General features: G+C 44.2%; 11 protein-coding genes. 9 read left to right on the top strand and 2 right to left on the bottom strand.

Annotation, left to right across the window (positions count from 1 at the left end; all coding sequences use genetic code 11):
- Together ACED59_RS09240 and ACED59_RS09235 are read left to right on the top strand one after the other, a co-directional pair.
- On the top strand, positions 1–191 hold a 191-nt coding region (locus ACED59_RS09240; RefSeq protein WP_371704888.1), incomplete at its 5' end, for a hypothetical protein.
- Positions 192–207: 16 nt separating this feature from the next.
- Positions 208–1,248, top strand: a complete 1,041-nt coding sequence (locus ACED59_RS09235; protein ID WP_017096203.1) for a lactonase family protein — start codon at positions 208–210, stop codon at positions 1,246–1,248.
- Between the two features lie 102 nt (positions 1,249–1,350).
- On the opposite strand, the gene ACED59_RS09230 is transcribed toward ACED59_RS09235, so the two are convergent.
- Positions 1,351–2,526 (bottom strand): 2-octaprenyl-3-methyl-6-methoxy-1,4-benzoquinol hydroxylase, encoded by a 1,176-nt coding sequence (locus ACED59_RS09230; protein WP_017096204.1) that lies wholly within the window; start codon positions 2,524–2,526, stop codon positions 1,351–1,353.
- A gap of 308 nt (positions 2,527–2,834) precedes the next feature.
- On the opposite strand from ACED59_RS09230, the gene miaB reads away from it, so the two are divergent.
- The 5 genes from miaB (at position 2,835) to lnt (ending at position 8,567) form a co-directional block, all read left to right on the top strand.
- On the top strand, positions 2,835–4,259 hold the full coding sequence (gene miaB / locus ACED59_RS09225; protein ID WP_012603385.1) for a tRNA (N6-isopentenyl adenosine(37)-C2)-methylthiotransferase MiaB: 1,425 nt from the start codon (positions 2,835–2,837) through the stop codon (positions 4,257–4,259).
- 163 nt (positions 4,260–4,422) lie between these two features.
- A complete protein-coding gene (locus tag ACED59_RS09220; protein ID WP_017096205.1) occupies positions 4,423–5,544 on the top strand; it encodes a PhoH family protein in 1,122 nt (373 codons plus the stop codon).
- Positions 5,545–6,006, top strand: a complete 462-nt coding sequence (ybeY, locus tag ACED59_RS09215; protein ID WP_017096206.1) for an rRNA maturation RNase YbeY — start codon at positions 5,545–5,547, stop codon at positions 6,004–6,006.
- A gap of 120 nt (positions 6,007–6,126) precedes the next feature.
- Positions 6,127–7,017 (top strand): CNNM family magnesium/cobalt transport protein CorC, encoded by an 891-nt coding sequence (gene corC, locus ACED59_RS09210; protein ID WP_012603382.1) that lies wholly within the window; start codon positions 6,127–6,129, stop codon positions 7,015–7,017.
- A 32-nt stretch (positions 7,018–7,049) separates the two neighbouring features.
- Positions 7,050–8,567: an apolipoprotein N-acyltransferase gene (gene lnt, locus ACED59_RS09205; RefSeq protein ID WP_017096207.1), complete on the top strand. Its 1,518-nt coding sequence runs from the start codon at positions 7,050–7,052 to the stop codon at positions 8,565–8,567.
- A gap of 79 nt (positions 8,568–8,646) precedes the next feature.
- Here lnt and ACED59_RS09200 read toward each other — a convergent pair whose 3' ends face one another.
- Positions 8,647–9,117: a zinc ribbon-containing protein gene (locus tag ACED59_RS09200; protein ID WP_017062329.1), complete on the bottom strand. Its 471-nt coding sequence runs from the start codon at positions 9,115–9,117 to the stop codon at positions 8,647–8,649.
- 263 nt (positions 9,118–9,380) lie between these two features.
- On the opposite strand from ACED59_RS09200, the gene leuS reads away from it, so the two are divergent.
- Both leuS and lptE read left to right on the top strand, forming a co-directional pair.
- Positions 9,381–11,957, top strand: a complete 2,577-nt coding sequence (leuS, locus tag ACED59_RS09195; RefSeq protein ID WP_017096208.1) for a leucine--tRNA ligase — start codon at positions 9,381–9,383, stop codon at positions 11,955–11,957.
- Positions 11,958–12,136: 179 nt separating this feature from the next.
- Entirely contained in the window at positions 12,137–12,808 is a 672-nt protein-coding gene (gene lptE, locus ACED59_RS09190; protein ID WP_017096209.1) for an LPS assembly lipoprotein LptE, read from the top strand.
- Position 12,809: the final 1 nt, after the last annotated feature.

The following is a 12,809-nucleotide window of genomic DNA, read 5'->3' as shown; positions in this document are numbered from 1 at the left end:
AGGTTCTGGCGCCGAGAGGTGTGAGAGTTCAAGTCTCTCCGACCGCACCATTATTGAATAGAACCCAGCTTTTTAGCTGGGTTTTGTTTTATCTGGAATATGTAAATCTGCAAGCCAAGTCACCAAGTATTCTCTCCTATAACCTCACTTTTACTACAATTTTATTAGACAATGTCTGCTCCATTTTCTAACTGAGTATGACTGCCTATGAAAACCCTCCCTTTAACGATCGGTTGCTACACAGATTCTCCAAGTAATAGCCAAGGTGTATATCAAACTCTGTTAGATCTAGAAACGGGAACGCTGTTGCCTTTAGAGCTTATAGCGGCCTGCACTAACCCCTCGTTTATTACCACGACAAAGTTGGGGGTCTACACAGCTTCTGAAGTTGACCAAAAGATGCAACCACAACTGATTCATATACCGAATTCTGATTCAACAATAGCGTCAAATACAGGGCCAATCTCAGGAGATCACCCTTGTCATATCACGATAGATCCCCACAATAAGTTTGCTATTACATCGCAATATTCATCAGGGACATTCGATATCTTTAGTTTAAGTATCAATGGCAATATCGATAAACGGCTCAAAATACTCAAAATGGTTGGTTCTGGACCTAATGCAGAAAGACAAACGGGCCCACATGCACATCAAAGCCTTTTCCTAAAGAACTCTCCGCAGTTTGTGACCGTCGATCTCGGAACCGATCGAATCAACTTCTATTGCTTTGACGAAGAGCAAGAAGAGTTCCTTGATGAACCAATGCAATCTATCAAAGTGCGTGCAGGGAATGGACCTCGTCATCTAACCTTTAACCAAGCTGAAGATAGAGCTTATGTGGTATGTGAGCTCTCTGAAACGATATTGATTTTGGAAAAGTCTTTAGGAGTGTGGAATATTGTGGAAGAAGTTGATGTACTTCCTAATATGGAAAAAGGAGAAGCGGCGGCTGCAATTAAGCTATCGCCAGATGAGCAATTCCTTTATGTGTCTTGCCGACATCAATCCAGAATCAGTTGTTTTAGAATAGACTCCGTCACTCAAAAGCTCATTTTTATGGATAGTTACGATGTTGAAGGTAAGTTCCCTCGCGACTTTCATATCACTAATGACGGGCAATGGCTTATCGCCGCAAACCAGCACTCCAACAACCTCACATCATTCAAACGAGATATTGAAGATGGCTCCCTCACCTATACTGGATGCTCTTTAGCCATCGATGCACCTGTGTGTGTAACGCAATAGTATTAAGATACTAAGCACTAAGCACTAAGCACTATCACGAAATCAAAAAAGGAGAGCCTCAGCTCTCCTTCTTTTTATAACTCAATAATTTGGACTAACCAATCACAACCCTAAAGCGTATTTAAGTACCTGTGATTTAATCGGCCCTGAGTTTTCTGCTAGCTTTAGTGCAGCATTACGCACAAACTTAAGTGGGCCAATGTCATTGCTAAACGTTTTGTAGAAAAAGTCCATGCCACTTTGCATCATTAGATTGTCACCTCTTCTGATCACTTCATAGCGTCTCGCCACAGATTGATTCAATTCACCTTTCCCTTGGGTGATATCCAATAGTGCTGCCACATCTTTAAAACCCAAGTTAACACCCTGCCCTGCTAGAGGGTTAATCGTATGTGCAGAGTCCCCGACTAAAATACAGTTATTCTTTGAGTATGATTGAGCATGACGTCGTGTCAGAGGAAAAGAACCCGAGTTCAAAACTTTGATATCACCTAACTCTTTAGGAAAGTGAGTAAGTACTTCATTACGTAGTTTTTCAGGGGGCATTGCTGACAGTTGCTTAATACGCAGTGGAGAATCATACCAAACTAACGAGCCCTGCCCGACTTCTTGATCGTCAGAGATTAGAGAACACAAAGGCAAAAATGAACGAGGACCACTTGGTAAAAATTGCTGCCAAGTAATATCTTGCTGAGGCTGTTCTGTTTCTACGTTGATAAGCATGCAGTGCTGTCGGTAATCCCAAGCCGTAATACCAATCCCTGCTTGCTGACGGACGGCTGAATTTGCGCCATCAGCGCCAACCACCCACTTCGCTGACAACTGAGTACCCGACTGAAGCTTGACTATATTGGTTTCACCAAACTCAATCTCATCGAGCTTTTCTGGACATAACAGTTCGAGATTGTTGTAGGCATCAAACTGAGCCCATAAACCCAATTGGATTAATCGATTCTCAACGATGTAACCTAAACGAGGTAAATCAAGAGATGCAGCATCAAACCGAGTACGACACTCTGGGTGTTCCCAAGTTTCCAATCGCTTGTAAGAACAGACGCGCATCGCTGCAATACTTTGCCATGCACCAAGATCTTCAAGCAAATCGACCGATGCTTGAGAAATCGCTGACACACGAATGTCCATCGCTTGCGACTCATCAAAAGCTTGTGGGGCAAAACCTTCGATCACCGCAACACTCAGACCTTGCTTTGCAAAACCGATTGCTGTTGCTGCACCAACCATGCCACCACCGACTACTACAATATCGTAACTGTTCATATTTTGTACTTATCAGTTTGATTCTTTGACTGTTTTTGATTGTACTTTTTCATAACTAACTTGTAACCAAAAACCTTATTCGAAAAAAGGGTTATCCCTTATGGCATATGGCGTTAACGATAATAAAAACCACTACATAAGAGATTTGTTCAGACTACTAGTCAGTCGGTTTTGAAACCAGTACAATACGCCGCTTGCCGCTAGAGCCTGTCATAAAATTGAATACCGAATTATGACGAACGGAGCTAGCGGATGAATAATGGGCGATTTGCTCCCTTAAATTAAACTAACGATCGAGCGAACATATAATGAGTAAGAAACTGCTAATTAAAACTTGGGGCTGTCAGATGAATGAATATGATTCATCAAAAATGGCCGACCTGCTTAACGCTGCAAATGGCTATGAGCTAACTGAAGTACCTGAGGAAGCAGACGTACTACTATTGAATACTTGTTCTATCCGCGAAAAAGCGCAAGAAAAAGTATTCCACCAGCTTGGTCGTTGGAAAACGCTTAAAGATAAAAAAGAAGGTGTGGTGATCGGTGTGGGTGGCTGCGTAGCGACTCAAGAAGGTGATCACATTCGTCAACGTGCACCATACGTAGACGTTATCTTTGGCCCACAAACATTGCACCGTTTGCCAGAGATGATTAAGTCATCACTGTCTAACGAAAAGCCAGTAATGGACATCTCTTTCCCAGAGATCGAAAAGTTCGATAACCTGCCCGAGCCAAAAGCTGAAGGCGCGACGGCGTTCGTTTCTATCATGGAAGGTTGTTCTAAATACTGTACTTACTGCGTTGTACCATACACACGTGGTGAAGAAGTTAGCCGTCCAATGGATGATGTACTTTTCGAAGTTGCTCAACTTGCAGAGCAAGGCGTACGTGAAGTTAACCTGCTAGGTCAAAACGTAAACGCATACCGCGGTCCAACTCACGAAGGTGATATCTGTTCATTCGCAGAACTGCTTCGTCTTGTTGCTTCTATCGACGGTATCGACCGTATTCGTTTCACAACAAGCCACCCGCTTGAGTTTGGTGACGACATCATTGAAGTTTACAAAGATACACCAGAACTAGTGAGCTTCCTTCACCTACCAGTACAAAGTGGTAGTGACCGTATTCTTACGATGATGAAGCGTCCGCATACGGCTATCGAGTACAAATCTATTATCCGTAAACTGCGTAAAGCTCGTCCTGACATTCAAATCAGCTCTGACTTTATTGTTGGTTTCCCTGGTGAGTCTAAGCAAGACTTCCAAGATACAATGAAGCTAATTAAAGAAGTTGATTTCGATATGAGCTTCAGCTTTGTTTTCTCTCCACGTCCAGGTACGCCAGCGGCAGATTACCCATGTGATGTACCAGCACAAGAGAAGAAAGATCGTCTGTACGAACTGCAGCAAACGGTAAACACACAAGCTATGCGTTTCTCTCGTCTAATGTTAGGCACAGAGCAACGTATCCTTGTTGAAGGTCCATCAAGAAAGAACCTAATGGAACTTCGCGGCCGTACAGAAAACAGCCGTGTTGTGAACTTCGAAGGTTCTGCAGACCTAATCGGCCAGTTCGTAGATGTGAAGATCACTGAGGTTTACACCAACTCACTACGTGGTGAGCTAGTTCGCACAGAAAAAGACATGGGTCTACGCGTTGTTATGACTCCAGCAGAAATGATGGAAAAAACTAAACGTGAAGACGAGCTAGGTGTAGCAACATTTACGCCATAGGCAATACAACTGTTTGAGCACAAAGCGCAAACACAAAGCTTGAAATTACCTAACTAAGTGACCATCTTAGAAATAGGGATATCACCATCAGAAGCCCGGTCTAAATCGGGCTTTTTGCTCTTTGTTTTATTTAAGAGTGAGTGGCACAAAATGAGAGGCTAATTTGAGCAATAAAATCGTTACCTTAGAGATAAATCTAGAGCCAGCAGACAACAAGCGCTTGGCAAGTTTATGCGGACCATTTGACGACAACATCAAGCATCTTGAGCGTCGTCTGGGCGTTGAGATTAATTACCGTAGCAACTTTTTCACCATTGTCGGTAAGCCTCACACTACAGCCGCAGCTTTAGACATCATCAAACACCTCTATGTTGAAACGGCTCCAGTTAAAGGCAACATAATCGATATCGAACCAGAGCAAATACATCTGGCGATCACCGAATCTGGCATTTTGGATCAACACGTCGAGTCTGAAATTGACTACGGCAAAGAAGTGACCATTAAAACTAAAAAAGGCGTTATCAAACCTCGAACGCCAAACCAAGCTCAATACTTGATGAACATGGTGACTCATGACATCACCTTTGGTATTGGGCCAGCAGGTACAGGTAAAACCTACTTGGCAGTCGCAGCAGCGGTAGATGCTCTTGAACGCCAAGAGGTTCGCCGAATCCTACTGACTCGTCCTGCTGTTGAAGCCGGTGAGAAGCTTGGTTTCCTACCGGGTGATTTAAGCCAGAAAGTAGACCCATATTTGCGTCCACTTTACGATGCGCTGTTTGAGATGCTTGGCTTTGAGCGAGTTGAGAAGCTGATTGAACGTAACGTAATTGAAGTTGCGCCACTGGCTTACATGCGTGGTCGTACATTGAATGATGCGTTTATCATTCTTGATGAGAGCCAAAACACCACGGTAGAACAGATGAAGATGTTCTTAACCCGTATCGGTTTTAACTCACGCGCTGTGATCACTGGTGATATTACGCAAATCGATTTACCTCGTGGTGCAAAATCAGGCTTACGCCATGCGACTGAAGTGCTCAATGAAGTCGACGACATTAGCTTCAACTTCTTTATGTCTGAAGACGTCGTTCGTCACCCTGTGGTAGCCCGTATCGTCAACGCGTACGAGAAGTGGGAAGCAAAAGACCAGAAAGAGCGCAAAGAGTTTGAAAAGCGTAAACGTGAAGAGCGCGAAGCCAAACTTCTTGAGGCTCAGCAGGCAGTTACGACACAATTAGCAACACAAAATAGTTCTGTAATTGCAGAACAAGGTGATAAATAGATGTCTATTGAACTAGACCTACAATTAGCGGTCGAAAATGAGCAAGGTCTTCCAACTGAGCTAGATATTCAGCTTTGGTTGGACAAGACCATTCCTCAGTTTCAAGAGAATGCTGAGTTGACGGTTCGTATCGTTGATACGCAAGAAAGCCACCAGCTCAATCATGAATATCGTGGCAAAGACAAGCCAACTAACGTGTTGTCTTTTCCATTCGAGGCTCCTCCAGGGATCGAGTTAGATCTACTGGGCGACCTCATTATCTGCCGCCAAGTTGTCGAAAAAGAAGCAGAAGAACAAAGTAAGCCTCTGCTAGCACACTGGGCTCATATGGTTGTACATGGCAGTCTGCATCTGCTAGGTTATGATCATATCGAAGATGATGAAGCTGAAGAGATGGAGTCACTCGAGACAGAAATCATGCAATCTATGGGGTTTGAAGACCCTTACATTCTAGAAAAGTAAATTGATTCTAGTAAAGTAGATTGCAGAGAAACAATAACTCATCGAACCTGTGATTTTCGCAGAAATCTGAGTTGTAACGTGTGCTATCACACTTCTGATAGCGTTATTTTTTGAGAAATCATGAACGAAGGTAACCCCCCCACTTCTGAGGGAAGTAAAAAATCTGAAGGTCCGAGTAGAAAGTCCTTCTTTGAACGCCTAGGCCAACTATTTCAAGGTGAAGTAAAAGATCGCCAAGAGCTCGTAGATGTAATCCGCGACTCAGAAATTAATGACCTAATTGACCACGACACACGCGACATGCTCGAGGGTGTTATGGAAATTTCAGAGATGCGAGTACGCGATATCATGCTGCCTCGCTCTCAAATGGTTACAGTTGAACGCACCGATGATCTAGATACATTGATTGCGCTCATTACTGATGCTCAACACTCTCGCTACCCAGTGATCAGTGAAGATAAAGACCATGTTGAAGGCATTCTATTAGCGAAGGACCTACTTAAGTATTTGGGTTCAGAAAGTGCCCCATTTGATATCGAACAAGTGATTCGCCCTGTCGTGGTTGTTCCTGAAAGTAAGCGAGTTGATCGCCTGCTTAAGGAGTTCCAAGAAGAGCGTTACCACATGTCTATCGTTGTCGATGAGTTTGGCGGAGTTTCTGGCCTGGTAACCATTGAAGATATCCTCGAAGAAATCGTTGGTGAAATTGAAGACGAGTTCGACGATGAAGAAGAGCTAGATATTCGTAAGCTGAGTAAGCATACCTTCTCTGTAAAAGCTTTAACCACTATTGAAGAGTTCAACGATACGTTTAACACTGCCTTTAGTGACGATGAAGTGGATACGGTAGGCGGCATGGTTATGACAGCACTCGGTCACCTGCCGGTTCGTGGCGAAATTGTAGAAATCGAAAACTACCATTTCAAAATAACATCAGCAGATAACCGTCGTGTGATTCAGCTACAGGTAACCATTCCTGACGAACAGCCTCTTCCGACTATCGAAGAATAACAACTTCTCTCTAAAGAGATGACAGAAATTAGATGACTAAGACATTTATTCATCGCCTATTACGGCCGCTTGCGGCCGTTTTTGTTGGCGCTATAACCACCCTTTCATTCGCTCCATACTCTATATGGCCTCTTGCTATTCTCAGCCCAGCTTTGTTGCTGTTACTGATCCACAACCGCTCTCCTAAGAGTGCGCTTTGGATTGGCTACGCATGGGGTTTAGGTCAATTCACGACAGGTATCAGCTGGGTATACGTCAGCATTGATGGTTTTGGCGGCATGCCACTGGCTGCCAACCTATTTTTGATGGCATTGCTTGTTGGCTACCTAGCCGTTTATTCGGGTCTATTTACCTGGAGCTTGAACAAGTTCTTCCCTGCTAATAACCTAAGCCGCTTTTTCCTTGCAGCTCCTGCATTGTGGTTAATCAGTGATTGGCTACGTGGCTGGGTAATGACGGGCTTCCCTTGGCTTTGGTTAGGCTACAGCCAAATCGATTCGCCACTAGGTTCATTTGCACCGATTGGCGGCGTCGAGTTAGTAACTCTAGCGATCATTGTTTCAGCCTCTGCATTCGCTTATGCGATTGTTAACAGGGCCTGGAGTATCGCTATCATTCCTGCCGTCGTATTTAGCACCGGTTTTGGTATTCGCAACATCGATTGGGTCACGCCGAACCCGGAAAAAACTACGTCAGTCGTCTTAATACAAGGCAACGTCGATCAAGACAGCAAATGGCTGCCGAGTCATCGCTGGCCAACCATGATGAAGTACACCGACCTAAGCAGAGAAAACTGGGATGCCGATATCATCATCTGGCCTGAAGCGGCTATTCCAGCATTCGAAGTTGAGATTCCATCTTTCCTACGCAACATAGACAGTGCAGCCAAGATGAACAACAGCTCGATCATCACTGGCGTGCTGAATCAATCTGAAGATAAGAAGTACTACAACAGTGTTCTTTCACTTGGTGTGAATCCATATGGTGAGTACAGCTACGATCCAGACGAGCGCTATCATAAACACCATTTGTTACCGTTTGGTGAGTTTGTTCCGTTTGAAGATATCTTGCGCCCATTAGCACCGTTCTTTAACTTGCCAATGTCATCATTTAGCCGTGGCGACTTTGTTCAACCAAACATCGTAGCAAATGGTCGTCATCTAGCGCCTGCGTTGTGTTATGAGATCATATTTAATGATCAAGTTAGACAAAACGTAACAGATGAAACTGACTTTATTCTAACGCTCTCTAACGATGCGTGGTTTGGTCGTTCGATTGGGCCATTGCAACATATGGAAATTGCACAGATGCGTGCTCTAGAGCTTGGTAAGCCGCTTATTCGCTCTACCAACAATGGTGTGACGGCTGTTACCGATTATAAAGGCAACATCATCAAACAAGTGCCTCAGTTTGAAACGGCCGTATTAAAAGCTGAACTCATTTCAACGGATGGTCAAACGCCTTATCACACAGTTGGTACTTGGCCACTGTACATCTGGGCGTTGCTCAGTTTGGTGATGGGTTGGGTAATTAGAAAGCCAAAGAGCTAGATTCGAAGAAAAATGATTAGAGGGTTGACTGATTGAGTCAACCCTTTTTTATTGCCGCAGTTTGAAGTTAATTACATGTTTACGGTTTAAGGGCTTTACGACTAAACCCTTTAGAACCACATTTAATGCATGGAATGATATTGGTTGGGTGGTTATATTCGGTTTGATGACCACACTCGTCACATACCAAAGTACCTAACCCAATGACTTCACCCGCTTGATATAGGCCCTGATGCTCTAAATCTTGGAACAGTTCAACCCATTCCACCTTAGTTCGATCAGTGATGTCCAACAGCCCTTGCCAAATAGAGTCTGCAATCATCAAATAAAACGGACCACTTTTGCTCTCTTCATAGCTTTCGGAAAACTCTTTTAAATCCGATTTTACGTAAGCGGAAATCAACGACAGCTCGTCTTTGGTCATGTCATTGGCTGCTTTCGCAAACTTACCTGACGTTTCGATTTTGTTGTTGAGCTCTTCAGGACTATGCTTCAGCGTTTCGATGACCTCTTCAACCACTTCTTCATAGAGTGCTTTTTTCTTCGGCATAACAACCTCCTTAAGATAACCAACTTTTACGCGGGCAAACGGGTGCGTCACAATGCACTCCCGCTCACAAACAAATGCAATTCATACTCTTAAGTATAGTTGCCCTGCGAAATTCAGTGAAAATTACGCCATCTACTAGGCAGCAACTGCAAGTATGAAGGGTATAACTATTGTTGTACTAGGCTCCTTTAGGTATTCTATGACGATCTGTAAGATTCTGTTCTAACCGAACTCACAAATTCCAAGATAACCGGATACCATCGATGCAAGAACAATATAACCCGCAAGAGATTGAACAAAAGGTTCAACAACACTGGGATAACAGCGAGACTTTCGTTGTAAGTGAAGACCCAAACAAAGAAAAATTCTACTGTCTTTCTATGTTCCCTTACCCAAGTGGCCGACTGCACATGGGTCACGTGCGTAACTACACCATCGGTGATGTGGTATCTCGTTTCCAACGTCTACAAGGCAAAAACGTAATGCAGCCAATCGGTTGGGATGCATTCGGCCTACCAGCAGAAAACGCAGCTGTAAAAAACAACACAGCGCCTGCTCCGTGGACTTACGAAAACATCGAATACATGAAAAACCAGCTTAAGCTTTTAGGCTTTGGTTACGACTGGAAACGTGAATTCGCAACGTGTACTCCTGAGTACTACCGTTGGGAACAAGAGTTCTTCACGAAGCTTTACGAACAAGGCCTAGTTTACAAGAAGACATCTTCTGTTAACTGGTGTCCAAACGACCAAACGGTTCTTGCAAACGAGCAAGTAGAAGACGGTTGCTGCTGGCGTTGTGATACTCCGGTAGAACAAAAGAAAATCCCACAGTGGTTCATTAAAATCACTGAGTACGCTCAAGAGCTACTAGACGATCTAGACAACCTTGAAGGTTGGCCTGAAATGGTTAAGACCATGCAGCGCAACTGGATCGGCCGCTCTGAAGGTGTTGAACTATCTTTCGCTGTTAACGGTGAAGAAGCGCCATTAGAAGTGTACACAACACGTCCTGATACACTAATGGGTGTTTCTTACGTTGGTATCGCCGCAGGTCACCCTCTTGCAGAGAAAGCATCACAGAACAACCCTGAGCTTGCAGCATTCGTTGAAGAATGTCGTAACACCAAAGTGGCTGAAGCTGAACTCGCAACGATGGAAAAGAAAGGCATGGATACTGGCCTAACAGCTATCCACCCTCTTAACGGTCGTGTTGTTCCTGTTTACGTAGCTAACTTCGTTCTTATGGATTACGGCACAGGTGCTGTAATGGCGGTTCCTGCTCACGATCAACGTGACTACGAATTCGCAACTAAGTACGGCATCGATATCATCCCAGTAATCAAACCTGAAGACGGTTCTGAGCTAGATGTGTCTGAAGCGGCTTACACTGAGAAAGGCGTACTGTTCGATTCTGGTGAATTCGATGGTCTTGCGTTCCAAGAAGCATTCGATGCAATCGCTGCGAAACTGGAAACTGAAGGCAAAGGTAAGAAGACTGTAAACTTCCGTCTGCGTGACTGGGGTGTATCTCGTCAGCGTTACTGGGGTGCTCCAATCCCAATGGTAACCACTGAAGACGGTGAAGTTCACCCAGTACCAGCGGACCAGCTGCCAGTCATTCTTCCAGAAGACGTGGTAATGGATGGCGTTACTAGCCCAATCAAAGCTGACAAATCTTGGGCTGAAACAACATTCAATGGCGAACCTGCTCTTCGTGAGACTGATACGTTCGATACGTTCATGGAGTCTTCATGGTACTACGCACGTTACTGTTCACCACAAGCTGACGATATTCTAGATCCAGAGAAAGCAAACTACTGGTTGCCAGTTGACCAATACGTTGGTGGTATCGAGCACGCATGTATGCACCTGCTTTACTCTCGCTTCTTCCACAAGCTTCTTCGTGATGCGGGTTACGTGACATCTGATGAACCGTTCAAGCAACTTCTATGTCAAGGCATGGTTCTAGCTGACGCGTTCTACCACACGAACGAGAAAGGCACGAAGGAATGGATTGCTCCAACTGACGTGACTATCGACCGTGACGCGAAAGGTCGTATTGAAAAAGCAGTCGACAACCAAGGCCGCGACGTTGAACACTCAGGCATGATCAAAATGTCTAAGTCGAAAAACAACGGTATCGACCCACAAGAGATGGTAGACAAGTACGGTGCTGACACTGTACGTCTATTCATGATGTTTGCTTCTCCTGCAGACATGACACTTGAATGGCAAGAATCTGGCGTTGAAGGCGCAAACCGCTTCCTTAAGCGTGTTTGGAAACTGGTTCACGCTCACTCTTCTAAAGGTGCAGCTGAATCTGTTGATGCTTCTGCTTTGTCTGGTGACCAAAAAGCACTTCGTCGTGATATCCACAAGACTATCGCGAAAGTAACGGACGATATCGGCCGCCGCCAAACGTTCAACACAGCAATCGCTGCGATCATGGAATTGATGAACAAGCTAGCGAAAGCGCCTCAAGAGTCTGTACAAGATCGTGCAATTCTTGATGAAGCACTAAAAGCAGTTGTACGTATGCTTTACCCTATGACGCCACACATCTCTTACGAAATGTGGATTGCATTGGGTGAATCAAACGTAGACTCAGCAACATGGCCAACTTTCGATGAGAAAGCGCTAGTTGAAGACGAGAAGACTATCGTTGTAATGATCAACGGTAAGCTACGAGCAAAACTAACGGTTGCTGCTGACGCGACAGAAGAGCAAGTTCGTGAGCTTGGTCTAAATGATGAGAACGCTAAGAAGTTCCTAGATGGGTTAACTATCCGTAAAGTTATCTTCGTACCTGGTAAGCTTCTAAACATCGTTGCGAACTAATTTCGCTAACATTGTGCAATTGCTAAAGAATTAAAGAACTTAATTCATCAAAAGCAGTCTGTAGACAGGGTAGCTAATAACCCTGTCTACTTATTTAAGCGCTTTAGACTTGAGCCTAACAACTCTAACTAACTAAAGCTTTTTAATAAGTATTCTACCTTCATGAGAGCCATCAAATAATGCGCCTGAATTCACTATCTTCATTGAAAGTTACTATTGTTGTTCTAACCGTTAGCCTACTGAGCGCCTGTGGTTTTCACCTGCGCGGTGATTACTCTGTGCCAGAAGAACTCAACAAAATCTCTGTGACCAGTTACGACCAATACAGTACGTTTACACGTATGATGAAAAGCCAGCTGCGTATGAATGATGTAGAAATCGTGCCACCTGCTGAGAACACACCTAACCTGCACATCATTAGCGAAGGCGTCGGTGAGCGAACGCTGTCTCTTTATCAAGGTTCTCAAAAAACAGGTCCTCGAGCAGCTGAAAAAGAGCTAACGTTCAAAGCAAGATACCGCGTAACTATCCCGGATTTAGGCTCAAAGACATTCTCAACCAGCGTAACCCGCAGTTATCTAGATAACCCGTTAACTGCACTTGCGAAATCGGTTGAGCGTGACATGATAGAAGACGAAATGCGCAAACTTGCTACGAGCCAAATCCTTCGTCAAATGGCTCGATTAAAAGCTAACATTGCAGCTGATAGTATGAACCTAGAAAAGCTTGAACAGGTTCAAGTAAAAGAGCTTGAGAAACAATACAACATCAAAAACATTGAAATTGAAGACGTAGAGATCACTCCGACTTCAGAAGAAGAGTCAACGTTAAGTGAATCAGCAGAGCAATAGG

The organism is Vibrio sp. FF266, assembly GCF_041439695.1.
GTDB lineage: Bacteria > Pseudomonadota > Gammaproteobacteria > Enterobacterales > Vibrionaceae > Vibrio > Vibrio tasmaniensis_A.
Note: the sequence above shows the minus strand (reverse complement) of the source record. Positions and strands in the feature narration are given on the sequence as shown.